The organism is Bradyrhizobium japonicum USDA 6 (assembly GCF_000284375.1).
GTDB lineage: Bacteria > Pseudomonadota > Alphaproteobacteria > Rhizobiales > Xanthobacteraceae > Bradyrhizobium > Bradyrhizobium japonicum.
Window position 1 is genome coordinate 7,173,860 of sequence record NC_017249.1, and the last position, 24,551, is coordinate 7,198,410.

General features: G+C 64.1%; 24 protein-coding genes. 10 read left to right on the forward strand and 14 right to left on the reverse strand.

From position 1 onward, the window contains the following. Positions 1 to 226: 226 nt before the first annotated feature. The 7 genes from BJ6T_RS33595 (at position 227) to BJ6T_RS33620 (ending at position 7,107) form a co-directional block, all read left to right on the forward strand. Entirely contained in the window at positions 227 to 1,276 is a 1,050-nt protein-coding gene (locus tag BJ6T_RS33595) for a LysR family transcriptional regulator (protein ID WP_014497035.1), read from the forward strand. Positions 1,277 to 1,301: 25 nt separating this feature from the next. Then, entirely contained in the window at positions 1,302 to 1,673 is a 372-nt protein-coding gene (locus tag BJ6T_RS33600; RefSeq protein WP_014497036.1) for a helix-turn-helix domain-containing protein, read from the forward strand. A gap of 229 nt (positions 1,674 to 1,902) precedes the next feature. Next, the gene (locus tag BJ6T_RS33605; RefSeq protein WP_240537923.1) at positions 1,903 to 2,646 is read left to right on the forward strand and encodes a L,D-transpeptidase family protein; all 744 of its coding nucleotides are present in this window, start codon (positions 1,903 to 1,905) and stop codon (positions 2,644 to 2,646) included. Between the two features lie 176 nt (positions 2,647 to 2,822). Further along, complete coding sequence (locus BJ6T_RS33610; RefSeq protein ID WP_028169763.1) at positions 2,823 to 3,644, forward strand: enoyl-CoA hydratase; 822 nt, start codon at positions 2,823 to 2,825, stop codon at positions 3,642 to 3,644. Positions 3,645 to 3,852: 208 nt separating this feature from the next. Continuing rightward, complete coding sequence (locus tag BJ6T_RS46135) at positions 3,853 to 4,065, forward strand: hypothetical protein (protein WP_144038018.1); 213 nt, start codon at positions 3,853 to 3,855, stop codon at positions 4,063 to 4,065. Next, positions 4,037 to 5,236 (forward strand): methyl acetate hydrolase AcmB, encoded by a 1,200-nt coding sequence (acmB, locus tag BJ6T_RS33615; protein ID WP_014497039.1) that lies wholly within the window; start codon positions 4,037 to 4,039, stop codon positions 5,234 to 5,236. The genes BJ6T_RS46135 and acmB overlap by 29 nt, the downstream gene beginning before the upstream one ends. 188 nt (positions 5,237 to 5,424) lie before the next feature. Continuing rightward, a complete protein-coding gene (locus BJ6T_RS33620; RefSeq protein WP_014497040.1) occupies positions 5,425 to 7,107 on the forward strand; it encodes a flavin-containing monooxygenase in 1,683 nt (560 codons plus the stop codon). Positions 7,108 to 7,250: 143 nt separating this feature from the next. On the opposite strand, the gene BJ6T_RS33625 is transcribed toward BJ6T_RS33620, so the two are convergent. From BJ6T_RS33625 to BJ6T_RS33670, 10 genes are all read right to left on the reverse strand, one after another. After that, complete coding sequence (locus tag BJ6T_RS33625; protein ID WP_014497041.1) at positions 7,251 to 7,727, reverse strand: hypothetical protein; 477 nt, start codon at positions 7,725 to 7,727, stop codon at positions 7,251 to 7,253. Between the two features lie 378 nt (positions 7,728 to 8,105). Continuing rightward, entirely contained in the window at positions 8,106 to 8,522 is a 417-nt protein-coding gene (locus tag BJ6T_RS33630) for an ASCH domain-containing protein (protein ID WP_014497042.1), read from the reverse strand. Positions 8,523 to 8,568: 46 nt separating this feature from the next. Continuing rightward, on the reverse strand, positions 8,569 to 9,648 hold the full coding sequence (locus tag BJ6T_RS33635) for an isocitrate/isopropylmalate dehydrogenase family protein (RefSeq protein WP_014497043.1): 1,080 nt from the start codon (positions 9,646 to 9,648) through the stop codon (positions 8,569 to 8,571). Positions 9,649 to 9,756: 108 nt separating this feature from the next. Continuing rightward, positions 9,757 to 10,824 carry an alcohol dehydrogenase gene (locus BJ6T_RS33640; RefSeq protein WP_014497044.1) on the reverse strand — a complete coding sequence of 356 codons (1,068 nt, stop codon included), beginning with the start codon at positions 10,822 to 10,824 and terminating at the stop codon, positions 9,757 to 9,759. A 177-nt stretch (positions 10,825 to 11,001) separates the two neighbouring features. Beyond that, positions 11,002 to 11,973, reverse strand: coding sequence for an ABC transporter ATP-binding protein (locus BJ6T_RS33645; protein ID WP_014497045.1), 972 nt, complete (start codon positions 11,971 to 11,973; stop codon positions 11,002 to 11,004). After that, entirely contained in the window at positions 11,970 to 12,962 is a 993-nt protein-coding gene (locus tag BJ6T_RS33650) for an ABC transporter ATP-binding protein (RefSeq protein WP_014497046.1), read from the reverse strand. Before BJ6T_RS33650 ends, BJ6T_RS33645 begins: the two co-directional genes overlap by 4 nt. Beyond that, positions 12,959 to 13,828, reverse strand: coding sequence for an ABC transporter permease (locus BJ6T_RS33655; RefSeq protein ID WP_014497047.1), 870 nt, complete (start codon positions 13,826 to 13,828; stop codon positions 12,959 to 12,961). Before BJ6T_RS33655 ends, BJ6T_RS33650 begins: the two co-directional genes overlap by 4 nt. Continuing rightward, a complete protein-coding gene (locus tag BJ6T_RS33660; RefSeq protein ID WP_014497048.1) occupies positions 13,815 to 14,765 on the reverse strand; it encodes an ABC transporter permease in 951 nt (316 codons plus the stop codon). Before BJ6T_RS33660 ends, BJ6T_RS33655 begins: the two co-directional genes overlap by 14 nt. A gap of 7 nt (positions 14,766 to 14,772) precedes the next feature. After that, complete coding sequence (locus BJ6T_RS33665) at positions 14,773 to 16,317, reverse strand: ABC transporter substrate-binding protein (RefSeq protein WP_014497049.1); 1,545 nt, start codon at positions 16,315 to 16,317, stop codon at positions 14,773 to 14,775. A 131-nt stretch (positions 16,318 to 16,448) separates the two neighbouring features. Further along, entirely contained in the window at positions 16,449 to 17,645 is a 1,197-nt protein-coding gene (locus BJ6T_RS33670) for a CaiB/BaiF CoA transferase family protein (RefSeq protein WP_014497050.1), read from the reverse strand. 193 nt (positions 17,646 to 17,838) lie between these two features. Between BJ6T_RS33670 and glgA the strand changes: the two genes are divergently transcribed. Continuing rightward, positions 17,839 to 19,254 (forward strand): glycogen synthase GlgA, encoded by a 1,416-nt coding sequence (gene glgA / locus BJ6T_RS33675; protein WP_014497051.1) that lies wholly within the window; start codon positions 17,839 to 17,841, stop codon positions 19,252 to 19,254. Positions 19,255 to 19,386: 132 nt separating this feature from the next. Here the strand turns inward: glgA and BJ6T_RS33680 are convergent, their stop codons facing one another. After that, positions 19,387 to 20,337: an oxygenase MpaB family protein gene (locus BJ6T_RS33680; protein WP_014497052.1), complete on the reverse strand. Its 951-nt coding sequence runs from the start codon at positions 20,335 to 20,337 to the stop codon at positions 19,387 to 19,389. Between the two features lie 77 nt (positions 20,338 to 20,414). Continuing rightward, positions 20,415 to 21,563: a DUF3734 domain-containing protein gene (locus BJ6T_RS33685; RefSeq protein WP_014497053.1), complete on the reverse strand. Its 1,149-nt coding sequence runs from the start codon at positions 21,561 to 21,563 to the stop codon at positions 20,415 to 20,417. A 197-nt stretch (positions 21,564 to 21,760) separates the two neighbouring features. Here BJ6T_RS33685 and BJ6T_RS33690 point away from each other — a divergent pair, with 197 nt between their 5' ends. Further along, positions 21,761 to 22,648, forward strand: a complete 888-nt coding sequence (locus BJ6T_RS33690) for a LysR family transcriptional regulator (RefSeq protein ID WP_014497054.1) — start codon at positions 21,761 to 21,763, stop codon at positions 22,646 to 22,648. Positions 22,649 to 22,674: 26 nt separating this feature from the next. Here BJ6T_RS33690 and BJ6T_RS33695 read toward each other — a convergent pair whose 3' ends face one another. After that, positions 22,675 to 23,391 (reverse strand): peroxiredoxin-like family protein, encoded by a 717-nt coding sequence (locus tag BJ6T_RS33695; RefSeq protein ID WP_028169764.1) that lies wholly within the window; start codon positions 23,389 to 23,391, stop codon positions 22,675 to 22,677. 83 nt (positions 23,392 to 23,474) lie between these two features. Further along, positions 23,475 to 23,759, reverse strand: a complete 285-nt coding sequence (locus tag BJ6T_RS47590) for a hypothetical protein (protein ID WP_028169765.1) — start codon at positions 23,757 to 23,759, stop codon at positions 23,475 to 23,477. A 237-nt stretch (positions 23,760 to 23,996) separates the two neighbouring features. On the opposite strand from BJ6T_RS47590, the gene BJ6T_RS33705 reads away from it, so the two are divergent. Further along, positions 23,997 to 24,476 (forward strand): cupin domain-containing protein, encoded by a 480-nt coding sequence (locus BJ6T_RS33705; protein ID WP_014497057.1) that lies wholly within the window; start codon positions 23,997 to 23,999, stop codon positions 24,474 to 24,476. The last annotated feature ends 75 nt before the right edge of the window (positions 24,477 to 24,551 follow it).

The following is a 24,551-nucleotide window of genomic DNA, read 5'->3' on the forward strand; positions in this document are numbered from 1 at the left end:
TGACGGAAAGCGCCGACAATCCTGCAGCCATTTTAGGGCTCGCAACGGAACTCACGCCACACCCCTCATTCCAACGACGGTCGCCCGATTCGATTCTCAGCCTTGGTAACACTCAGATACCACCCATGAGGTGGTAACGATGGCGTTCAAAAGTCACCGTTCCCCAACCCGCAGTGGTTGTGGTTTGCGCCCAATTCTGCCAGTTTAGCAACCCGAAGGGACTTGTATGCACTCCTTGGCGGAAAGGGGCGTTCCACTGGAGGAACGCCCAAAGATCAACATCAGCGGCCTCTCCGACTGGGATGCGGCCCGCATATTCTTGGAAGTCGTTCGATGCGGCAGTTTTCGCTCGGCGTCTGAACGCCTGTCGCTGTCGATCAACGCCGTGCGCCGCCGGATTGATGATTTCGAGCGCCAGACCGGCACCACCCTGTTCACCCGCGACGTCCACGGCACGCATCTGACCGATGAAGGTGCACTGGTCGTCTCCGCGGTCGAGCGCATGGAGGCGGCTGCCTTCGACGTGCTGCGCACCAGCGATTCGACGGCCAACGCCCTGTCCGGCGAGGTTCGCGTGGCCGTCACCGAGGGTCTCGGGACGTTCTGGCTCGCCCCGCGACTGGTCGAATTCCAGCAGGCCTATCCGAAGATCCTGGTCGACCTGCATTGCGCGATGCGCTCGGCCGACGTCTCCCGTCACGAGGCCGACGTCGCCATCCATCTGTCGCGTCCCTCCGCGCTCGACGTCAAGCTGGTGCGGCTCGGCCGCATGCACCTGATGTTCTGGGCTTCGGAAAAATACCTTGAGAAACACGGCACGCCGCGCTCGGCACTCGAATTGATCAAGCACCGCCTGGTGCTGCAATTCGCCGACCAGCTTGCCGCCAAGGAAACCTTCGAGAGCTTCTTCCCAGGCGTTCCGGAACGTGACCTGCTGGTCATGAAGACCAACGTCTCAAGCGCCAATTATTGGGCGGTCGCGAATGGCGCCGGCATCGGCGTATTCCCGAGCTACGCCATTGCGCTTGGCGGGAAGTTGATTCCACTGGAGGTCGAGCTGAACAGGCCGCTGGATATCTGGTTGTCCTACCATCCCGGTAGCGGCCGGATTCCACGCGTCCGGCACATGATTGACTGGCTGATCGAAGCTTTCAATCCGGCGCGATTCCCGTGGTTTAAGGAAGAGTTCGTGCATCCGCATGAATTCAAGGACGAGTATATGGGCGAACCCCTGACCCAGCTCTTCGGGGGATTTTCAACCGAAGAACAAAGGTGAGAGTATGAAAGCAGCGGCGAAAAGAATGAAGCAGCGCAGTGCCGGCAAGCCGGACATTGAGCTTGGCAAGCGGATCCGCCTGCGGCGCGTCGAGATGAAGATCTCGCAGGCCGAGCTCGGTGAGAAGCTTGGCGTGAGCTTCCAGCAGGTCCAGAAATACGAGAAGGGCGTCAATCGCGTCGGCGCGGCCCGGCTTCAGCAGATCGCCACCGCCCTCGATGTGCCCGTGACCTTCTTCTATGACGGCGACAACAAGGCGCGCGAAGTCGAGAGCCTGCTCTTCCTCGATTCCGCCTTCAGCCTCCGCCTGCTGCGCGCCTACAGCAAGATCAAGGACCAGACGGTGCAGCGTCAGCTCGTCTCGCTGATGGAATCGATCGCAGCGAACGAGGCCTGAGCCGATCGGGCTCTGACCTCTACGGCCGATGTTCAATCCGCCGCGTCACGGGGGCGCGGCCGGATTGAACGAGACCAGTCCGCGCGCTTCCGCGCGGCTTTCCTTTCGGGGCGGCCAGGCCGCCCTTTTTTCTTGCGGATTTCTTGCTGCCGGTTTCCCGGCCCGCCATTGTCGCGGATTTCGCGAACCGATCCCGCCCCTGAATTTCGGCTTCGGCCAGCGCTATATCGTGGTCAACATCCCCGCCGCCTTTGCCGAAGCGGTCGAGAACGATGTGGTGGTGCGGCGCTATCGCGTCATCGTCGGCAAGACCGAGAAGCCCTCGCCGACCCTGACGGCCCAGATCACCAGCGTCGTGCTCAATCCGACCTGGACGGTGCCGTCCTCGATCGCCAAGACCGAGATCTCGGCGCATATGCGTAAGGATCCGACCTATCTGTCGCGCATGCACATGGAGGTGCTCGACGCCCACGACAATCCGATCGACCCGCATTCGGTCGACTGGTCGGGCACGCACACGCCGAACTTCACCGTGCGCCAGCACAACGGCACCTTCAACGCGCTCGGCGCGGTGAAGATCGACATGCCGAACGCCTATTCGGTCTATATGCACGACACCAACCAGCGCAATCTGTTCAGCGACGACTATCGCTTCGATTCCCACGGCTGCTCGCGCGTCGACAACGTGCGCGATCTCGCCGCCTGGCTGCTGAAGGACCAGCCGAAATGGAGTCGCGCCGCAATCGATGCGGAGATTGCGAGCGGCCAGCACCTCGAGGTCGCCATGGCGAAGAAGGTGCCGGTGGCCTGGATCTACCTCACGGCATGGATGACCAAGGATCAGACCGTCCAGTTCCGCAACGACGTCTATAATCAGGACGAGCAGTTGCTGGAGGCCACCGCCGAAGAGACGGCCTTCTTCAGCAATGCCGGCAGCCATCCCCTGACCGCTCACATGCACGTAACGCAGTAGAGCATGATCCGGAAAAGTGTGCAGCGGCTTTCCGAAAAGATCATGCTCAAGGAACAACCGCTTCTCGCGCCATGCAATCGCGGCACAGGCGGATGCAAAGCCGCGTCCCTCGTCGCGGTTGACCCGGGCCGCGCCCCGGCCGCACATTGCGCCCGGCCTACGACAGCGAGCGCGCGATGCCTGACATTTCCAGCACGACCGAAACACCCCATGCCGACGGCAGGATCCTCAAGCAGGTCATCGACGGCGTCGGCGTGATCACCTTCAACAATCCCGACAAGCGCAACGCGATGTCGCTGGAGATGTGGGAGGGATTTGGCGAGGCGCTGACGAGCCTGCGCGATGACGAGACGGTTCGCGTCGTGATCCTTCGCGGCGCCGGCGGCAAGGCATTCGTCTCCGGGGCCGACATCAGCCAGTTCGAGAAGACCCGCCATAACGCGGCGGCGTCCGAGGAATATGCCAGGCGCAGCGCCGCCCAGCGCGCACTGCTCGCCGACTATCCCAAGCCGACCATCGCCTGCATCGAGGGCTTTTGCCTCGGCGGCGGCATGCAGGTCGCGATGCTCGCCGACATCCGCCTCGCCGCACATGGCAGCCAGTTCGGCATTCCCGCGGCAAAACTCGGCATCGCCTATGGTTATGACGGCTTGAAGCATCTGGTGTCGCTGGTCGGTCCGTCCTGGGCGCGGCTTCTGATGTACACGGGCATGCGGATCGATTCCGCCGAGGCGCTGCGCATTGGCCTCGTCGAGCGCTTGTTCCCGATCGACGAGTTGTGGGGTGAGACGATGACGATCGCGCAGACCATCTCCGAGAACGCCCCGCTCGCGATCAAGGCCGCCAAGATCACCATCGCTCAGGTGTTGAAGGACGAGAGCCAGCGCGACCTGGAGGCGATCAAGGCGATCGGTCACGCCTGCATGGACAGCGCGGATTTTCGCGAGGGCCGGCAGGCCTTCATGGAAAAGCGCAAGCCGCAGTTTACGGGCAAGTAGCCTCGGCGTCCGGCCGCGCCAAACCAAGCAGCGCGAATGCGCTCGTACAATGACCTGCCCCTGCCGATTGACGAGCAATACGGCTTGGATAGATCCGTGTCAGCATCGCTGACCAGCCTCTGAAGAATTATCGGAGTGGTCGATCGGAGGAAAACGGTCTACGTTTCGAGCGCTCGGTCGAATTGCGATGCGGACCTGGAGCCACCACATGATCAACACTCCAGTTGTTTTTGTTGCCAGAGCCGCGGCGGGATTTCGTTCGCGCACCCTCATCGGGGCAATCGGCTCCGTACCCAACTTCAGTACAGCCCAACCGTCTATGTCATTTGGCGCGAACCGCCAACGGACTGCCGAGAAACACGTGATCAAACATGGCAACGGGAGAAACGCCTATGGGTATCAATCTAAAAAGCGCATGTGACGGGATTCTGCAAAAGGTCGTGACTGGCAAGGACCGCGTTCCCGGCGTGGTGGCGATGATCACGGATCGCTCGGCCAACATCTATGAAGGCTCGGCCGGCGAGCGCAGCCTTGGCGGACGCCAGGCAATGACGACCGATACCGTGTTCGCGATCTTCTCGACCACGAAGGCCATCACTGGCACGGCGGTCCTGCAATGCGTCGAGGACGGCAAACTCGACCTGGATGCCCCAGCCAAGAACTACGTGCCTGACATTGGCAAGCTCGAGGTGCTCACCGGGTTCGATGCCAAGGGCAATCCGAAACTGCGAGCTCCGGCGCGCGACATCACGACCCGGATGCTAATGCTGCACACCGCCGGGCTTGGCTACGATTTCTTCAACGCCAATTACCTTCGCTTGGCACAGGAGCGCGGCCAGCCGAGCGTGGTGACCTGCTCGAAGGCATCCCTGAACACGCCGCTACTGTTCGATCCTGGCGACAAATGGGAATATGGCAGCAACATCGACTGGGCCGGCCAAGTCGTCGAAAGCATCCGCGGCAAGCGCCTTGGCGAGGTGATGAGGGAGCGGATCTTTGCGCCACTCGGCATGGAGGACATCGCCTTTTCGCTGACCCCTGCGATGCGTTCGCGCCTCGCCACGATTCACCAACGCGAAGCCGACGGATCGCTCACTCCCCTCCCCGATATGCAACTGCCGCCTGAGCCAGAGGTCCACATGGGCGGCCACGGTCTCTATGGCTCGATCGGTGAGTACATGAAATTCATTCGCATGTGGCTGAACGACGGGGCCGGATCGCAGGGTCGTGTGCTCAAGAAGGAAACGGTCGAGGCCGCCGTACGGAACGGCCTGCAGGCACATCAGACCGTCACGATGCTACCCGGCATCATTCCGAGCCTGTCGAACGATGCCGAGTTCTTTCCCGGCCTGAAGAAGTCCTGGTGCTTGACCTTCATGGTGAACGACGAGGACGCGCCGACCGGCCGACCGGCCGGAGCTATCGGTTGGGCTGGACTCGCCAACACGTTCTACTGGATCGATCGCAAGAACGGGTTCGGCGGGTATTGGGCGACGCAGATCCTGCCGTTCGGCGACCCGACCTCCTTCGGCGGCTACATGGAATTCGAGACTGCCGCCTACGCCACCGGCGAGGCGCGCGCCGCGGCGTAGTGCCGGGCGAGCGACCTACCTGCGCCACGGCGCCTCCGCTTTCCAGACTCGATGGAGCGAGGGCGCCGTGAGCGCGGGCTGTCAGATGGCACGGAGCTTCTGTTCTGCTCCCGCAGGCGGGCGCCTTCACAAGGCGGAGAACCACTGAACACGAATGCACGGAGAATTCTCACAACGCGAGGCAGGTCATGACAAATATTGAATCCGCGCAACGGGCTGGCGCGAAAGCCGACTTCGATGCGATCATCATCGGCGCCGGGTTCTCCGGCATGTATATGCTGCATTCGCTGCGCGACAAGCTTGACTTGAACGTCACGGTGTTCGAGGCCGGCGACGGTGTCGGCGGCACCTGGTACTGGAATCGTTATCCCGGCGCGCGCTGCGACTCCGACAGCTACATTTACTGTTACACTTTCGACAAGAACCTGTTGCAGGAGTGGAACTGGTCCGAGCGCTACCCGGAGCAGGACGAGATCCTGCGCTACCTCGAGCACTGCGCCGAGCGCTTCGACCTGAAGCCCGACATCCAGTTCGGCAAGCGCGTCGTCGAAGTTCTCTTTGATGAGGACACTGAGCTGTGGACCGTACGCACCGACAAGGGCGACGCCGTGACGACGCGCTATGTCATCCCGGCCGTCGGGGCCCTATCGACCGCGAACGTACCGCCGATCGAGGGGCTGAGCTCCTTCAAGGGCAAGTGCTATCACACGAGCCGGTGGCCGCACGATGGTGTCGACTTCACCGCGAAGCGTGTAGGCGTCATCGGCACGGGAGCCACCGCGGTGCAGGCGATTCCGGAGATCGCGCAACAGGCCAAGCACTTGACCGTGTTCCAGCGCACGCCGAACTTCTGCGTGCCGGCCCGCAACGGCCGTGTCGATCCCGAGGTCACCAGGGCGCGCAAGGCCGATTACGACGGAATCCGGCAGCGCATCAAGGATTCCTTCTTCGGGTTCGAGCTGAATTTCATACCGCAATCGGTGCTCGAGACGACGCCCGAGGAACGCGAGCGGCAGTTCGACAAGATGTGGGATGCGGGCGGCTTCGCCTTTTGGCTGGCGAACTATCAGGACATGTTCTTTTCCAAGGAGGCGAACGACGTCATCGCCGACTACCTCAAGCGAAAGATCCGCTCGGTCGTCAACGATCCGGCGATCGCCGAGAAGTTGACGCCCAAGTCTTACCCCTACGGCACCAAGCGCCAACCGTTGGACACCAACTATTTTGAGACCTTCAATAAGAAGAACGTAGCGCTGGTGGACGCGAGCACCGACGGTCCCATCGAGGAGATCACGCCGAATGGCATTCGAGCGGGCGGCAAGGAGTATCCGCTCGACATCATCGTCATCGCCACCGGCTTCGACGCGATGACCGGCCCGCTGAAGAACCTTGGCATCAAGGGTCGCGGCGGCCGGACGCTGGCGCAAGAATGGGCGGATGGCCCACAGACCTATCTTGGCCTGGCGATCGCCGGTTATCCCAACCTGTTCACGATCACGGGTCCGCAAAGCCCTTCGGTGCTGTCGAACATGCCGGTCTCGATAGAGCAGCATGTCGAATGGATCACCGAATGCATCGCCCACATGCGAAGAAACAAACTTTCGACGATTGAGGCGAGCCCGCAGGCGCAGGACGCATGGGGCGCCCACGTCGCCGAAATCGTGAACTCGACCCTCATGCCCGGCACCAATTCCTGGTACATGGGCGCCAACATAGAAGGCAAGCCGCGTCGATTCATGCCCTATCTCGGCCCGGAGGGCGTGGGCGGATACCGCAGAAAGTGCGCCGAGGTCGCAGAGAAGGGCTACGAGGGCTTCGTGTTCAGAAGCACTGGCCAAAGCGGGAGCATGCACACGATTGCAGCCGAGTAGGCTCAACGAGTCATGACCGGGCGCCGCGTTCAATGTCGCGGCTCCCGTCATGGCCGCGCCGACTGGCAATGTGGCGCCAGCCGGGCCAATAGCCCGCGCGAGGCATCAACATCGCTCGCGCGGGACCTGCAAACATTACGCTGTCATGAGCCGGACGTTTTAACGACGAGCTTTATGTTGAACAGGTTGACGCCCTTGAAGGGGTTCGGTGCGCTTTCAATCGTTCCCGTGCCCGTGGCGTTCGCATAGGAACCTGTGCCCGAAAGGATCGTGTATTCGCCCGTTGATTTGCCGTCTTTGGCCAAGCCGGTGTAACGCGCCGTAATCGAGCCGTCCTCGAAGGTGTAAGTGCTATAGCCAAAGAAGGGGCCCGCCCCCTTGAGCGAATCCGAAGCATTGACGAACTCTTTCACTCCGATACGGCCATCGTTGAAGACGGCGACACCGAAGAATTTGCCAGACATAACCGTCTGTCCTTCGACGTTTGCGGCCTCTATGACCTTAACGTCGATCGGCTTCGTGACGAGCTTGAACTCAAGCACCCGTTCACCGGCTACGGCGGTTGACGCCGCGACGGCCAATGCCACGCCAGAAAGGAAAAAGGTGAGAGACTTCCGCATAGGCTCCTCCTGCGCTTGGTGAAATCAAGTCAAGAAGTGCCAAAGAGCTGTACATCATGCCCCGGCTCTTCGCGGCGGCACGAAAGAGAGCCCTCGGCGACGCCCCGGCGGCGGCTGAAGCTCTCTGGACCCCAAGGCGCGAACGCCGGGACGCAACTATAAGTCCTGAGCGATGGAAAAAGTTCAGGTTTTCGCAGGGTATAATTGTATGCCGCGACTTGCGCGAAACTCACAGCGGCCGAAATGGGCAATCTGATCAAGCAGGCTTGCTTGGTACGCGCTCCTGCGAATCTTGCCCCTAACCAACCTATCAAAGCAGACGCTTTGAGATGCGGGCGGACCTCCCGCCCTCAAATAAGAGGCCTATGCGACCATCAGCTACGGTTCCGAAGGCGGGAGATCACCAAACACCTCGATCAGGCGAAAGCGCTCGCACATCAGCATCATGTCCTCATTGAAACGCCCGAGCCGGCCGAAATAGGTCCGATGGGCGTGACGCCAATAGGCAAGGCTTCGATCGCCTTCGCCCTCATCGTGCGCAAACGCGGCGTCGACGTCATTGAAGCGCCGATAGGTGATCTCGACGGATTCGATGACGCAGCGCGGTTCTCCGCGCCCGTCGAGTACGACCCAGCGCTCACCCGGCGTTGACGTGTTTGGCTCGTCTTCCGTGCTGCACGTCGCGGTCTTGACACCCTTGACGACGAGTTCGAGCAACTCATCCGCGAGCGCCGGACTGTCGCCGAAGGCAAAGGTCCGGAGATGTCGATAGTGTTCGGGGACTGGTCTGCTCATGGTCGTCCAAACCCTTCAGAGGCGACGTCTTGCGACACGGTGCCTCCTAAAGCGCCGCCAGCACTGCCCTCGTGATATCGGCCGTGCCATTGCTGCCGCCGAACTCCATCGGCTTGATGCCGCCGGCGTAGACCTGATCGACCGCGCGCTCGATCTGCTCGCCGGCTTCCGCCGCGCTCTCGACGCCGTGCTTGTCGGCGAGCCAGTCCAGCATCATCGCCGCCGACAGGATCATGCCGGTGGGATTGGCCTTACCCTGCCCCATGATATCGGGTGCGGTGCCGTGGCAGGGCTGGAACACGGCATATTTGTCGCCGATGTCGGCGGACGGCGCCATGCCGAGGCCACCGATCAGGCTCGCGGTGATGTCGGAGACGATGTCGCCGAACATGTTCTCCATCACCATCACGTCGAAATCCCAGGGCCGCTTCACCAGCATCGCCGAGCAGGCGTCGACATAGAGCCGGTCGGTCTTCACATCAGGATGCTTCTTCTCGATCTCGTCGAAGATGCCGCGGAAGAACGCAAAGGCCTTGAACACGTTCGCCTTGTCGACGCAGGTCAGCATCCCCGGCTTGCCGCGCGCCTTGCGCCGCTCGGCGAGCCGAAACGAGAACTCGAACAGCCGTTCGGAGGTCTTGCGCGTGATCACCATGGTCTCGCGCGCGTCCTCATGGGTGACGACGCCCTTGCCCATCGAGGCGAACAGGCCTTCGGTGGATTCGCGGATCACGACGAGATCGATGCCGCGCTGGTCGGCGCCGACGATCGGGCTCGGCACACCCGGAATGAGCCGCGCCGGGCGCACGCCGGCATAGAGGTCGAAGATGAAGCGCAGCTCGATCTGCGGCGCGATCTCGGTGTTGTCGGGATAGCGCACCGACGGCAGACCGCAGGCGCCGAGCAGGATCGCGTCGGCCTCCTCGCAGAGCTTGATGGTGGAATCGGGCATCGACTTGCCGGTCGCGAGATAATTGTTGGCGCCGGCGGGCGCCTCGGTGAAGCGGAAGCTCAGGCCGGACTTCGCCTCGATCTTGCGCAGGACCTCGACGGCCGGTGCCATGACTTCGGGACCGATGCCGTCACCGGCGAGCACGGCAATGTGGAAGGCGTTGTTTGCGGACATGGGGGTTCCTGAGAGAGAGACGTCATTCCGGGGCGGTCCGCAGGACCGAACCCGGAATCTCGAGGTTCCGGGTTCGATGCTTCGCATCGCCCCGGAACGACGAATTCACTACGGCGTCAGCACCGTGCGGCCGACCACCGCGCCCTGCTGCAATTGCACCAGCGCGTCATTGGCCTTGTTGAGCGGCTGGCGCGTCACCGGAATCGGCGGCACGTTCTTCGCGCGCACGAGGTCGAGCAACTCCTGCGTCTCGCGCAGATTGCCGACATAGCTGCCCTGGATCGTCACCGCCTTGATCGGGATCAGCGGCAGCGCCCAGGTCGCGCCGCCGCCGAACAGGCCGACGATGACGAGCTTGCCGCCCTTGGTCAGGCAATCGAAGCCGAGTTGCGTGGTCGCGGCGTTACCGACGAGATCGATCACGGCGCGGATCGGCCCGCCCGCCTTCTTCGCAAGCTGCTCCAGCGCGTCCGGCGCCTTGGGATCGACGGTCGCGAGCGCGCCGGCCTTTTCGGCGGCCTCGCGCTTCCTGGCGTCGATGTCGACCATGATCGCGCCCTTGCCGCCCATCGCTTTCAGCAGCGACAACGCCATCAGGCCGAGGCCGCCGGCGCCGAACATCACGATCGGCGTGTCGAAATGCTGCTCGACCTTCTTCAGCGCGCTGTAAGTGGTGACACCCGAGCAGGCATAGGGCGCGGTCGTCGCGGGATCGAGCCCCTTGAGGTTGAGCAGATAGCGCGGATGCGGCACCAGCATGTGGTCGGAATAGCCGCCGTCGCAATAGACGCCGAGCGAGCGCGGCGTCAGGCACATGTTCTCGTCACCGGCCAGGCACGTGGCGCACTTGCCGCAGCCGATCCAGGGATAGACGAGGCCGACATCGCCGAGCCTGAGATCGCCCTGGTCGGTGGGCTTCACGTCGGGGCCGAAGGCCGCGATTTCGCCGACCGTCTCATGGCCCATGGTCAGCGGCAGGTTGATGCCGCGGTCCTTCAGCGATAGCGGCTTGCGGCCGTGGCCGAGATCGTAGCCGCCTTCCCAGATGTGGAGGTCGCTGTGGCAGACGCCCGCGGCCTTCACCTTGATCAGCACCTGCGTGCCCGACGGCTGCGGCGTGGCCTCGTCGAACTCCTGCAGCGGCGCCTTGAAATCGGCGACCTTGAAACTCTTCATCGGCGTCCTCCGGCATACTTCTTGTCGTCGCCACCATGCCATGCCCGGCGGGGCGAAACAAATCCGGGAGCCGTCTTACAGCGTTTTCGAGCGAGGTGAATACCGGTTCGCGTAAAGAAAACGCGTCAAAACGAGAATCTAGAGCCCCGTTCCGATCGCATCGGAACGGGCTCTAGTTCAGGCCAGCGGATGGTGGCAAGCCGCGAACTGGCCGGGCGCGACCTCACGCAACTCCGGTATCTCCGCGCTGCATCGCTGGTCGGCCCGCGGGCAGCGGGTGCGGAAGCGGCAGCCCGACGGCGGCGCAATCGGCGATGGCGGCTCGCCGGTCGCCACACTCTCGACGGGACGCACGTCGGGATCGGGCACCGGGATCGCCTGCAACAGCAGGTCCGTGTAGGGATGTGCGGGCCTCGCGAACAACTGTTCCGACGGCCCGACCTCGCAGAGCCGGCCGAGATACATCACCGCGACGCGGTCGCTGACCGCTTTCACCACCGCGAGGTCATGCGCGATGAACAGCAGCGTCAGGCCGAAGCGTGCTTTCATCTCCTCGAGCAGATTGAGGATCTGCGCGCGGATGGAGACGTCGAGGGCCGAGACCGGCTCGTCGCAGACGATGAATTCGGGGTTGAGCACCAGCGATCGCGCGATGCAGATGCGCTGGCACTGGCCGCCGGAGAATTCGTGCGGCAGACGGCTCGCCACGATGTCAGGGTCGAGCCCGACCGCGGACAGCACCTCGTGAACGCGTCGCTTGCGCTCCGTGGCATCCTTGACGCCGGCGATGATCAGCGGCTCGGCGACGATGTCGCCGATGCGCCGGCGCGGGTTGAGCGAGGCGATCGGGTCCTGGAAGATCAGTTGCACGCGGCGGCGCATCTTGCGCAGCGCCTCGCCCTCCATCGCGGTGAGGTCCTCACCGTCGAACAGCACGCGGCCAGATTTGGCGCGGCGCAATTGCAGCACCGCGCGCCCCAGCGTCGACTTGCCGCAGCCGGATTCGCCGACCAGCCCCAGCGTCTCGCCGCGCGCGACCTGGAGGCTGACGCCGGATACCGCGTGCACCGTCTTGTTGCCGAGACCATATTCGACGACGAGGTTGTCGACGTTCAGGAGCGGCTCAGCGGGCATGGCAAACTGCATCATGCGCCAATCCCCTCCGTCATCTGGATGGGATGGAAGCAGGCATAGAGATGATCAGGCATCTCCGCGCCCTTCAATTCGGGCTTGGCCTCGTGACAGCGCCCCGCGGCATAGCGGCAGCGCGGCGCGAAGGAACAGCCTTTGAGTGGCCGGGTCGGATCGGGCGGACGGCCTGAGATGGCGGGCAGCGGCGTATGCGGCGCGGTCTCCAGCTTCGGGATCGCCGCCAGCAGCGCCTCAGTGTAGGGCATGTGCATGCGCTTGAACAACGCCTGCGTCGGCGCGCGCTCCACCACCCTGCCCGCATACATCACCGCGACCTCGTCGGCGCGGCCGGCGACGACGCCGAGATCGTGTGTGATGATGATCATCGCCATGTGGCGGCGGCGCTGCTCGCGCGCCAGCAGATCGAGGATCTGCGCCTGGATCGTGACGTCGAGCGCCGTGGTCGGCTCGTCCGCGATCAACAGTTTCGGCTCGCAGGACAGCGCAATCGCAATCGCGATGCGCTGGCGCATGCCGCCGGAACATTGATGCGGATATTGCGCGAGCCGCTGCTCTGGCGCCGGAATGCCGACGGCGGCGAGCAGCTCGATGCTGCGCTTGCGGGCCGCCGGCGCATCGAGCTCGAGATGCTCCTGGATCGTCTCCATCAGCTGGGTGCCGATCGTGAGCACCGGATTGAGCGAGGTCATGGGGTCCTGGAACACGACCGCGAGGTCGCGCCCGCGCAGTCTCCGCAGACGCTCGGAGTCGAGCCGCACCAGGTCCTCGCCGTCGAACATCACGCGTCCGGTCAGCTTCGCCTTCTTCGGCAGGAGCTGAAGCACCGCGCGCGACAGCATGGTCTTGCCGCAGCCGGATTCGCCGACGATGCCGAGCGTGCGGCCCGCCTCCAGCGACAGGTCGACACGATCCACGGCGCGCAAATTGCCGCGCGGGGTCGGCAGCTCGACCGCCACGTCCTCGATGGTCAGAAGCGGCGCGCTCACAGCGCCCCCTGACGCGGGTCGGTCAGCGCCCGCAAGGTGTCGCCGACCAGGTTGAAGGCCAGCACGGTCAAGAACAACGCTGTTGCCGGCAGGAAGGCCAGCCGCGGCGCGACGTCGAGGCTGTCGCGCCCCTCGCCGATCATGCTGCCCCAGCTCGCCATCGGCGGCGGCACGCCGAGCCCGAGGAAGGACAGCGCGCCCTCGACCACGATGGTGACGGCGACGCCGAGCAGGAAGAAGGCCAGCAGCGGCAGGATCACGTTCGGCAGCAGCTCGCGCAGCAGGACGCGCGCATGGCTGGCGCCGAGCGCCTCGGCCGCGATCACGAACTCGCGCCGCGCCAGCGTCAGCGTGGCCGCGCGCGCCACGCGCATGAAGGCGGGAATGCCGAGCACGCCGAGGATCAGGGTGAGATTGGGAATCGACTGGCCGAGATAGGCGGTCACCGCGAGCGCGAAGATCAGCGGCGGAAACGCCAGCAGCACGTCCATGCTGCCGACCACCAGCGTTTCGAACCGGCCGCGGAAATAGCCGGCGAGGAGACCAAGCGCGCCGCCGACCGCAAGGCCGATCATCGGCGCGATCAGCCCGACCGTTAGCGAGACGCGCGCGCCGAAGATCAGGCGGGCGAATTCGTCGCGGCCGAGCCCGTCGGTGCCGAGCCAGTGTTCCCCGGAGGACGCGGCACGGCGCTCCAGCATGTCCATGTCTACAGGATTCTGCAGCGGCAGCACCGGCGCAAGGATCGCGAGTGTCAGGACAATCGCGAGCCAGGCGCTCGCGAACCAGAACAACAGGCCGAGCTTGCGGCCGCGGCGGACGGGCGCGGACGCCTCGTCCTGGATGGAGAGCTCAAGCGTGGCCATGGCGGATCCTGGGATCGAGCACGGCATAGAGCATGTCGACGATGAAATTGACGATGACGAAACCCGAGGCGACCAGCAGCACCACGCCCTGGAGGATGACGAGGTCGCGGGTGTAGATCGCGCCAACCAGCAGGCGGCCGATGCCCGGCAGCGCGAAGATCGATTCCACGATCAGCGTGCCGCCCAGCAGGCGGCCGATATTGATGCCAGTGACCGTCACCAGGGTCAGCGACGATGGCTTCAGCGCATGCACGAACAGGATGCGCGCGGGCTTGAGGCCTTTGGCCTTGGCGAGCGCGATATAGTCCTCCTGCAGGGTCGCGATCATGTCGGAGCGCAACACCCGCATGATCCCTGGCCATTCCGCCAGCGCCAGCGTCAGCGCCGGCAGCACGAAGAAGCGCAGGTTCGACAGCGGCTCCTCGGTGAACGGCACGTAGCCGGTCGCCGGCAGCCAGCGCAGCTCGACCGCGAACAGATAGATCAACAAAATCGCCATCAGGAAGGACGGCATCGACAGCATGGCGAAGGCGCTGCCGGTCATGAAGCGGTCGAAGGCGCCGCCGGCGCGCGCGGCACATGCGATCGCGAGCGGCACGCCGATCATGAGCCCGATGAATTCGGCCATCAGCATCAGCTCGAGCGAGACCGGAATGCGCTCAGCCACCGCCTGCAACACCGTCTGTCCGGTGCGGAAGGAGCGGCCGAGATCGCCCTGCAGGACGTGACCGAGCCAGCTCAGATAACGCCACCACAGCGGCTGGTCGAGCCCCATGTCACGGCGCAACGCCGCGACATTCTCCGGCGTCGCCTGATCGCCGAGGATGACATAGGCAAGGTCTCCCGGCAGCAGCGAGGCGATCAGGAAAGTGAGCAGCGAGACGGCGAGCAGCACCGGCAGGATGGCAAGGAGCCGCCGCACGACGAAGTTCAGCATCGCGTGGTCATTCCAGCCAGGCGGTCGAGACGTCGATCACGCCGTTGTACATTTTTGGGAAGCCCTTCAGCTTGGCGCTCGACAGCGCGTAATAGGTGTTCTGGAAGGTCCAGAACCAGACCGCCTCCTTGTTGATCAGGCGGCTGATTGCGCAATAGTCCTCGATACGCGCGGCGGGATCAGCGGTGACGCGGGAGTGGTCGAGCAGCCGGTCGAGCTCCGGATCGGCGAAGCTGGCCAGCGCCAGTGGGCTGCCGCTGCGGAAGTTCGCATACATCTGCGGATCGGGATCGGCGAGGTCGACGATGCGCCAGGGTATGAGCTGGAACTGACGCATGAAGGCGCGCGGCGGAATGGTGGCCTGGTCGACCTGCTCGATCTCCATGTTGACGCCCACGCGCTTCCAGAATTGCTGGAGCACCTGGCCGATCATGCGGCCGCGGGGCGTCGCGGTCACCAGCGTCTTGAACTCGACCGGCTTGCCATAGTCCTTGATCAGTGCCTTGGCCTTCTCGACGTCGAACGGCAGCGCGCCGTCGTCCTTGCACTTGACCCAGGAGCCGTCGCCGTAGGGATTGGTCGCGGGCCGGCTCAGGCCATTGCTGATCGCCTGCGACATCTTTGGACGGTCGATCGCCATCACCAGCGCCTGCCGCACGCGGACGTCGTCGAACGGCGCGGCCTTGGTATTGAAGGCATAGACCTGCGCGCCCGAGCCCTTGTAGGTGTGCACGGCGAGCTTGGAGTCCTTCTGCGCCTTCATGATGTTGTCGGCGTCGTTCTCGTCGTCCCAGATGATATCGGCCTCGCCCGATTGCAGCGAGGCGAAACGCGACTGCGCGTCGGGCAGCGGCTTCAGGATGATACGGTCGAGATAGGGACGGCCCTTGTTCCAGTAGTCCGGGTTCTTCTCCAGAACCATGCGGTCGCCGGCGGTCCATGATTTCAGGATGTAGGGACCGGTGCCGACGGGATTGCGATTGTAGTCGTCGCCCTTGGTCTTCCAGGCCGTCGGTGAATGCACCACGTTGTTCTGGCTCTGGATGGTGATCACCGCCGGCAGATTCACGGAAGGGTCGGTGAGCTTGTAGACGACGGTGTATTCGTCGGGCGCCAGCACCTCCTTGACGTTGGTGATGTAGAAGGCGCAGCGGCACTTGTTGGCGGGGTCCTTCTGCCGGTCGAAATTCTCCTTGAAGGCTTGCGCATTGAACGGCGTGCCATCGTGGAATTTCACGCCCTCGCGCAGCTTGAAGGTCCAGCTCATGTAGTCGTCGGAATGGGTCCAGGATACTGCGAGCTTTGGCGCGGCCTCGCCCTTCTCGTCGAGCGTGGTGAGCGTATCGAAGATCGCGGCCGCAGCGGTGAAGGTCGAGGTGTCGTAGACCCCGACCTTGAGCGGATCGAAGCCCGTAATCTCCAGCTCCTGACCGACGGTGATGCTGCCGCCCGCCTTCTGCGCCTGCGCCGGCTCAGCCGGCGGAAGGAGAGCAAATGCCGCAACAAGGAAAATCGGCGCGTGCCTGCGCGCCTTGGCAGCAAGGGTCGTCATGGTTCCTCCCGGGATCCCTCGTCCGATGTTTCGGATCGTTGAATGACTCGGCGGCGAGCTTGGCGATAAATGCTCGCCACGGCAAGAGGAACACGCGAGAGATCAAACGCTGTAGTGGTGTTGCGATGCGCTCAGTTTGTCGCAGCCGTTTTGCCTGACGGAATTGGCGCATCGTCGGCGAGGCCGATCTCCTCGCGCAATGCGTCCGTGTGCTCGCCGAGCACGGCCATCTGCTTGCCGGGCGTGGTGTCGGCGCCCGACATCCGGAACGGCAGATTGAGCACCTGGAACGAGCCACCCTCGTCCTCCACGGACGAGAGCGCCTGCCGGTGCGCGAGTTGCGGATCGGCCAGCGCCTCGGACACGGTGCGATAGGCCGAGGCCGGCACGCCCGCCGCGCCAAGCGCGACAAGACACGCGTCGGTCGTGAGCGGCCGCGACCAGGCCTCGACGCCGTCCATCATGTCGGCCCAGTTCTCGCGGCGCGCGGCGTAGGTGGAGAAGCGCGGATCGGAAATCCATTCGGGGCGGCCGATCACACCCATCAGGCACTGAAACGTCTTCTCGCTCGCGACCGTGATCATGACATAGCCATTGGCCGTCTCGGTCGGCCCGAACATCGGGCGCGGCGGTGGCTTCACCGCGAATTGCGAGCTCTGCAGCTCGATCACCGTCAAGGTCAGCATCGATTCCAGCATGGAGACGTCGACGTGCTGGCCGAGGCCGGTCACGGTGCGCTGATAGAGCGCAGACGCAATCGCGCCAAAACCGTAGGTGCCGGTGACGACGTCGGCATGGTAGATGCCGCAATAATCTGGACGGTTGCGGCCGGGCTGATAGGCGAGATGCGCCATGTCATAACCCGAAGCCGCATGGATCACCGGCGCGTAGGCCGGCAGCTCGGCCGAGGGGCCGCTCTGGCCGTAGCCCGAGATCGAGCAATAGATCAGCCGGGGGTTGAGCGGCCGCAGGTTGTCGTAGTCGAGCCGCAGGCGGCGCATCACGCCCGGGCGAAAATTCTCGACCAGGATGTCTGAGGTCGCGACCAGTCGACGCACCGCCTCCCTGCCGTCCTCGGATTTGAGGTCGAGCACGACACTCTTCTTGCCGACATTGAGCTGGCCGAACACGGTGCTGCACCCCTTGCGCAGCGGCGGCCGGGTCCGCATCGTCTCGCCGCCGTCGGTCTCGATCTTGATGACCTCGGCGCCCATGTCGGCAAGCATCCGCGCACAGTGGGGACCGGCGATGGTGGTCGAAAAATCCAGGACCCTGAGGCCCGCGAAGGCCTTTGTCGTCGTCCCCTCATGCTTATCTGCTAACGGCATGCCTGCTTACGCCCCCTCGGCCCCTTAGGAACTATCGAAGTTCTTTCTTGTTGATGGCCGACCCTAGAGGGCGGCGGGTGAGTAGGAAAGTCTTTACCGAACGGACGCGTCTCGCGGGCGGGCTTGGGAATTCCGGGACAACTGGACCCGTTCTTGCATAGCAACAGACGGGATCGGAAGAGGGCAGCTGTTCTTGAGGGTCTTGTTCGTCACAACCGAGATGGACGATTTCGTCCGCGTTGGCGGACTCGGCGCCGTTTCCGCTGCCCTTCCGAGGGCGCTTCGCCCTCTTGCCGATATCCGGGTCATGTTGCCCGGCTATCGCGACATCATCGAACAACTCACGCATATTCAGATCGTTGGCCGCTGCCCGGCGTTTGCGGAGATGCCGGCCTGCTCGCTCGGCCGTGCCGCGACCAGGGACGGGCTGCCGGTCTATGTGCTGTTGTGCTCACAACTCTACGACCGGCCCGGCAATCCCTATGGCGACGAGTCCGGACGCGACTGGCCGGACAACGACATTCGCTTTGCGCGCTTTGCCTCGGCAGCCGCTGAGCTTGCCATGGGCAAGCTGGACAAGAATTGGGCAGCAGACCTGATCCATGCCAATGACTGGCAGGCCTCGCTCGTGCCGGCCTACCTCGCCTGGCGCGGGGCCAAGCTGCCGTCGATCCTGACCATCCACAACCTCGCCTACCAGGGACTCTTCCCGAAGGACTCGCTGCGGCGGATCGGCGTCCCCGAGAGCTCCTTCCATATCGACGGCGTCGAATTCTACGACCAGCTCTCCTTCCTCAAGGCCGGGCTGGTCTATGCCTCGCACCTCACCACCGTCAGCGGCACCTATGCACGCGAGATCACGACGGAGGAATTCGGCTGCGGCCTCGAAGGCCTGCTTCGTGTCCGCTCCGACGCGGCCGAGCTCACCGGCATCCTCAACGGCATCGACGAGAGCTGGGACCCGCGCTCCTGCGCCCAGCTCGCCCAGCAATTCGGCGCCGGTGACTGGGTCGGCAAGAAGGCCAATGCGGATTACGTGCGCAAGCAGTTCGGGCTCGCGGTGTCGCGCGGCCCGATGTTCGCGATCGTCGCACGCCTCGTGCACCAGAAGGGTATCGACCTCGTGCTGTCGGCCGCCGACGAGATCATCGATGCCGGCGGGCAGATCGTGGTCACCGGCTCCGGCGAGCCGGCGCTTGAGCAGGCGCTGATCGACGCGCATCGCCGCCGTCCCGACGCGATCGGGGTTACGATCGGCTTCAACGAGGCCCAGGCGCGGCGCATCTTCGCGGGCAGCGATTTCACATTGATGCCGTCGCGCTTCGAACCGTGCGGCCTCAGCCAGATGTACGCCCAGCGTTTCGGCTCGTTGCCGATCGGTCACCAGACCGGTGGCCTCGCCGAGACTATCACCGACGGCGAGACCGGCTTTCTGTTCTCAAAGCCCTCACACGAATCCTTCCTCGGCGGCGTCCGCCGCGCCTTCTCGACCTTCATGGCGCAGGACCAGCTCGACTCCATGCGTCGCAGCGCGATGGGGCGATCGTTCTCCTGGAGCATCTCGGCCGGCAGCTACAGCGCGCTGTATCGGAAGCTGGCGTCGGTGTGAGGCTGAGGTGCTTCCTCATACTCCGTCATTGCGAGCGCAGCGAAGCAATCCAGACTGTCTCCGCGGCGGCAGTCTGGATTGCTTCGTCGCAAGCGCTCCTCGCAATGACGGTAGCGGCGGCCATCGCGCCCCTCACCCCTTCCCGTGCACATCCATTTGCGGCCGCCCGATCCAGGCGCGATTGAGACACCGGGTCATCCAGTCGGGCTGCGGCTCGCCCCGCAGCCGTGCCTGCGCTTCCTGGTAGGGACCGACATAGCGCAGCCGGTCCGGCAATTTCGGATAGACGCGCCTGATCCATTTCAGCGCATTGTCGGCTGCCCTCTTGTCGCGCTCGTCGAATTCAAACCCGAAGCCCGCTCGCAGGCGCTCCGGCAACATCCTCGCCGTGAGCGCGCGATACCATCGCGGTGGCCGCAGCCACGGACGGGCGCCACCAAGGATCTGCGCGGCGATCTCGCGCGCCGCCGGACTGACGGTCAGCGTCTCCGACTGCGCCATCGCCGCGGTGTAGGCCACAAAGCCGGACCAGTCCGCGGGCAAATCGTCCGCCGTCAGTCCGAACAAGGCGCCGAACTTCCGGCTCTCGCGCCAGTAGCGCTCGCGCTCCTCCACTGAGAGCGGCGGCAGGACCAGGTCATGCGCCATCACCGCGGTCTCGACCAGCGTCGCATGAACCCAGCGCAGCGACGGAATGTCGTTGGCGCAGTAGCGCGAGCCCGCCGCGAACGGACCGACGGTCTCGGGCATCTCGCCGACGATCATGCTGTGGCGCCGATGCAATTGCCGGGACGACAACTGCGCCCGGTCGAGCGAGCCGAACACCATGGCAAAGACGATGTCGAAGGTGCGATGGAAGCGGCCGATCGGATCGGCAAGGGTGCGCGAATGCTCCGCGATGGCGGCCGCGACCCAGGGATGCGCCAGCTGCAACAACAGCGCGCGGCCGGCGCCGAGAAAGATGACGGCCTCCCGGTCGATCCGCCAGGTCACCGTGTCAGGACCGAACACGCCGGCAACCGGTCCCGCCGCGTCAGCGCGGACCTTATCAAGGGCCAATTCCAGATCGTTCCCGGATACCAACTGCAGGGCCTCTCAGAGGCGGACGACGGCCGACAATCCGCAGGGCCTGTGGCAATTCGATGAAAGCGGAGGCGGCCCTACTCCGCCGCCATCGGCATCTCGTCCATATGCTCGTGCAGCACCACGCCGGCGAGCGGATCGAAGTCGCCGATCCACGGCTTTCGCGCCAACACCGATTTCGTGTGAGCATAGCCCGCATGCCAGCGCCGCGTGATGCCTGACGGGCTGAAGTCGATGTCCTTGGTGTGGGTCTCGCGCTCTAGCTGCGGCGCCAGCAGCCGCACCACATGCATGCGGGTCGGACAGCCGTAGCTCATCAACTCCCTCACCGCGGGATCGTTGCGCTCGCTCTCGGGCAACCGCGCGACAAGCTGGTTGATGACGTGGCGCAGGCGATGGGCCTGCTGCTGCCGCATGATCTGGCTCGCGATGCGGCTGGAGTACTGCACGTCCTTATGGCGGTTCAAGACCTCCGCCATCGTGGTCGGCTCGGCGCCGACGGGATTCCACAGATGCACGGAGAAGATCAGCGAATCCCTGCGTGGATTGTCGTCGAACACGGCCTCCGTCGGCGTGTTCGACAGGATGCCGCCGTCCCAATAGAGCTCGCCATCGATGCGCACCGCCGGGAAGGCCGGCGGCAGCGCGCCCGAAGCCATGACATGCTTCACCGTCAGTTCGCCGTCGCGGCTGTCGAAATAGCGCATTTCGCTGGTGCCGACATGGGCCGCACCGACCGTCAGTCGCGGCGCGCAGCGATTGGCGAGATCGAAATCGACCAGCTCGCTCAGCGTCTTCTCCAGCGGCGCGGTCGAATAGAAGCCGGCGTGATCGGCGCCCAGCGGATAGGAATCCCCGGCATGCGCCAGCGCATTGGGGCGGAAGAAACCTGGAATGCCGTGGGTCACGGTCGACCAATAGGCCAGCTTCTCGTTGAAGCCGGGAAACGCGGCGCGCCAGTCCCAGACCGGCGTTTGCTCCATCCGCTTCCAGAACTCCCTCAAGCGCGCCAGCCGGTGCTCCGGCGCGTTGCCCGCAATGAGGCTCGCATTGATGGCGCCGATCGAGGTGCCGATGATCCAGTCCGGCTCGATGCCGGCCTCGTGGAGCGCCTGGTAAACGCCGGCCTGGTACGAGCCTAGCGCGCCGCCGCCCTGAAGCACCAGGACGACCTGACCCGGCAGGTCCATACTCTTTCGTTGCCCGTTGTCCTGCATGCCGTTCATGTCTTGCTCCTGTCGAGCCTATCGTTATCATTCGTCAGGTGTAAGGCCATTGTTACGTCCTGCCGTTCTCGGCGATTGCCGGTCCTTTTGGAAATGCCGGCTGGCTTCCGAAACCATAGGCACCCGCTATTGCCGCAGGATATCATTCCCTGCCCCGATCGGTTAGATTTCCGGTCGATCTCGCTGGGAGCCGATCCATGGAAATGCACCAGGTCCGCTATTTCCTCGCGGTGGCGCAGCTCTTGAATTTCACGCGCGCCGCCGAGGAATGCAACGTGACGCAGCCCTCGCTGACGCGCGCGATCAAGCAGCTCGAGGCCGAGCTCGGCGGCGACCTGTTTCGCCGCGAGCGCCCGGCGGCCCAATTGACCGAGCTCGGCCAGCGCATGCATCCGCTGTTGAAGCAGTGTTATGATGCCGCCGCCGGCGCACGCTCGCTCGCCTCCTCGTTCAAGAGTGGAGAGATCGGTGCGCTGCGCATCGCGCTGACGCATTCGATCGACCTCGCGCTGCTCATTCCGCATCTCAACGAGATCAGGCGCCAGTTCAACCGGCTCGAATTCCATTTCCTGCGTGGCTCGAGCCGCGAGGTCGCGGAATTCCTGAAGAAAGGCGAAGCCGAGCTCGGCATTGCCGCCGAGATCGACGAGGCCTGGGAGCGGCTCGACGTCTGGCCGCTGTTCACCGAGACGTTCGATCTCGTCGTCAGCCGGGAGCACCGCCTCGCCGGTCACGATACGATCGAGCCGGACGATTTGCGCGCGGAGCAATTGCTCGGCCGCAATTATTGCGAACATTCCCGGCGCATCTCCGCGAGCCTGCGCGAACACGGCATCGACGTCGATCACGGCCACGAGATTTCGAGCGAGCGCGACCTGATCGAACTGGTCGAGGCCGATATCGGCGTCGCCATGATGCCGCACACCTCGCCGGTACCGGACAGCCTCAAGCGTACCGCAGTCGCCGGGCTCGACGCGCGCCGCACGGTCAGCCTCTACGGCGTGGCAGGCCGCCAGCGCACGGCGGTCGCCAACGCCGTAATGCGCCTGCTGCGCGGCGCGGACTGGCGGGAAATTGCGGGGTAACTTGAGGCGGCTGGACGACGCGAGCTTCAACGCTCGCGGCTCGCGTCTTCGAGCGCCTCGAGCAGATCGTCGATCTCCATGCGCTTGCGAAAATCAGGGTCGACGAAGCGCGCTTTCACCAATCCGTCGCGGCCGACGACGAACACGGCCGGAATCGGTAGCATCCATCCGTCGTTGCCGTGAAACTTCGCCATGTCCTGGTACGACAGCAGATCCTGGATCTCGGCGCCGAGGCAGATTGCGAGATTGAGCGACAGCGCATAGCCGTTGTCGAGATCAGTCAGGATCGGAAACGGCGCTCCGGAGCCCGATTTGAGCTGTTGGGTGTATTCCTGCGTCTCCGGCATGATTGCGACAATCTGCGCCCCCATCGCTCTGATGCGCACCTCGGCCTGGACCACCGCCCTCATGTTGAGGCGGCAATATGGACACCAGTGCCCGCGAAAGAACATCACCGCGACCGGGCCGCGCGCCAGCAGAGCAGGCAGCGCGACGAGACGTCCGCCTTCGTCAGGCAGCATGAACGGCGGCATCGCATCGCCCGGACGCGGCGCGGTCTCGCCGCCGCCGTTGCCGTTCAATCGCACCACCAGGCGATCAACCGCCTCGCCATAGGCCGGGAAGACCTCACGGCTGGCGTCGGCATAGGCGCGGAGTTGGTCGTTCAGCGTGCCCTCCATGTCGCGGCAGCGCAGGAAGGCAAGCTTGAGCTGCTCGGCGTCGGCTGGCGAAAGAGACGTCATCTTCTGCTCCGGCATTCGAGGGACGAATAGTAGTTTCCCGGCTCGGCCGCCCGCAAGGGGCGACCGTGATGCCGGGACCCGGTTCAGTTCACGTAGAAATTACCGGTCGGATCGAGCCGTCCCGACGCCGAATACAGCGTGCCGTTGTCCATGAAGAAAACGGTGTTCTCGGGCACCTTCTTGGCGTGCTTCATCATGGCGTCGTGGTTCTTCTCGGCGGGGGCCATCGCCATCGCCGACATCTTGCCGGGACCGCCATAGACATAGGCCATGCCGGCCTTGAGATCCCAGGCCGCTTCCGAGAAGGCCGACGTGGCGATGACCGCGAAGGCGGCGGTAAAAATCAGGGTTTTGGACACTTTCGTCATGAGATGCTTCTCCGGATTGACGTGAACGCCCGCCAATCGGGCGCCCTGCCATCGGACGCCAGATCCCCCGGAAGCGGAAATGCCGTTGCCCAATCGGTTCGATAGCCGCCGCGCATCAACATAGCGCGGGGCTATCGCATCGAAAGCAAGCCGGCATTTCAACATCGACGCGGTCTCGACGAAGCTCCTGCCATAGCCGGCGACCAGCGAGGTTGCGGCCAACAGAGGAGACTTTCGATGTCCAGGCATCTCACAGTGTCGCGCGTGGTTTGGGCAGGCGTCGCCGTTCTCGGGGCGCTGACATTTGCAACGCCGGTTTTCGCCGGCGAGTGCCCGGCCGACAAGATCAAGCCGAATGCGCATCAGATGGTCGACACCAAGCCGGTCGGCGTCACCGACGTCACGCTCGGCGCGATCGACCTCGGCAAGCAGCCGGCGCATATCGAAGGCCGCGAACTGCGCTTCCGCAGGCTGACGATCGAACCCGGCGGCATCGTTCCCTGGCACAGCCATGACGATCGCCCGGCCCTGATCTTCGTGCAGCAAGGCGAGATCGTCGAATACGCCTCCAACTGCGTCGATCCGATCGTGCACAAGGCCGGCGACATCCGTCCTGAAGTGTTCGGCACCTCGCACTGGTGGAAGAACCTCGGCAAGGAGACGGTCATTCTCTATGTCGGCGATGTCCGCAGGGATCCCAACGACCATCACATGTAACGCGCGCGCTCGGCCCCGGCGCACGCGTGACCGGATGTGGCATCCGGGAATCTCCATGCTGCCCGCATACCGGGC

Excerpts from the sequence above, each read along its gene's own strand:
- BJ6T_RS47590 (WP_028169765.1), bottom strand. The coding sequence starts at position 23,759 with ATGACGAAAGTGTCCAAAACCCTGATTTTTACCGCCGCCTTCGCGGTC.
- BJ6T_RS33695 (WP_028169764.1), bottom strand. The coding sequence starts at position 23,391 with ATGACGTCTCTTTCGCCAGCCGACGCCGAGCAGCTCAAGCTTGCCTTC.
- BJ6T_RS33620 (WP_014497040.1), top strand. The coding sequence starts at position 5,425 with ATGACAAATATTGAATCCGCGCAACGGGCTGGCGCGAAAGCCGACTTC.
- BJ6T_RS33665 (WP_014497049.1), bottom strand. The coding sequence starts at position 16,317 with ATGACGACCCTTGCTGCCAAGGCGCGCAGGCACGCGCCGATTTTCCTT.
- acmB (WP_014497039.1), top strand. The coding sequence starts at position 4,037 with ATGGGTATCAATCTAAAAAGCGCATGTGACGGGATTCTGCAAAAGGTC.
- BJ6T_RS33600 (WP_014497036.1), top strand. The coding sequence starts at position 1,302 with ATGAAGCAGCGCAGTGCCGGCAAGCCGGACATTGAGCTTGGCAAGCGG.
- BJ6T_RS33640 (WP_014497044.1), bottom strand. The coding sequence starts at position 10,824 with ATGAAGAGTTTCAAGGTCGCCGATTTCAAGGCGCCGCTGCAGGAGTTC.
- BJ6T_RS33705 (WP_014497057.1), top strand. The coding sequence starts at position 23,997 with ATGTCCAGGCATCTCACAGTGTCGCGCGTGGTTTGGGCAGGCGTCGCC.
- BJ6T_RS33690 (WP_014497054.1), top strand. The coding sequence starts at position 21,761 with ATGGAAATGCACCAGGTCCGCTATTTCCTCGCGGTGGCGCAGCTCTTG.
- BJ6T_RS33685 (WP_014497053.1), bottom strand. The coding sequence starts at position 21,563 with ATGAACGGCATGCAGGACAACGGGCAACGAAAGAGTATGGACCTGCCG.
- BJ6T_RS46135 (WP_144038018.1), top strand. The coding sequence starts at position 3,853 with ATGATCAACACTCCAGTTGTTTTTGTTGCCAGAGCCGCGGCGGGATTT.
- BJ6T_RS33625 (WP_014497041.1), bottom strand. The coding sequence starts at position 7,727 with ATGCGGAAGTCTCTCACCTTTTTCCTTTCTGGCGTGGCATTGGCCGTC.
- BJ6T_RS33595 (WP_014497035.1), top strand. The coding sequence starts at position 227 with ATGCACTCCTTGGCGGAAAGGGGCGTTCCACTGGAGGAACGCCCAAAG.
- BJ6T_RS33655 (WP_014497047.1), bottom strand. The coding sequence starts at position 13,828 with ATGGCCACGCTTGAGCTCTCCATCCAGGACGAGGCGTCCGCGCCCGTC.
- BJ6T_RS33670 (WP_014497050.1), bottom strand. The coding sequence starts at position 17,645 with ATGCCGTTAGCAGATAAGCATGAGGGGACGACGACAAAGGCCTTCGCG.
- BJ6T_RS33630 (WP_014497042.1), bottom strand. The coding sequence starts at position 8,522 with ATGAGCAGACCAGTCCCCGAACACTATCGACATCTCCGGACCTTTGCC.
- BJ6T_RS33635 (WP_014497043.1), bottom strand. The coding sequence starts at position 9,648 with ATGTCCGCAAACAACGCCTTCCACATTGCCGTGCTCGCCGGTGACGGC.
- BJ6T_RS33660 (WP_014497048.1), bottom strand. The coding sequence starts at position 14,765 with ATGCTGAACTTCGTCGTGCGGCGGCTCCTTGCCATCCTGCCGGTGCTG.
- BJ6T_RS33610 (WP_028169763.1), top strand. The coding sequence starts at position 2,823 with ATGCCTGACATTTCCAGCACGACCGAAACACCCCATGCCGACGGCAGG.
- BJ6T_RS33645 (WP_014497045.1), bottom strand. The coding sequence starts at position 11,973 with ATGATGCAGTTTGCCATGCCCGCTGAGCCGCTCCTGAACGTCGACAAC.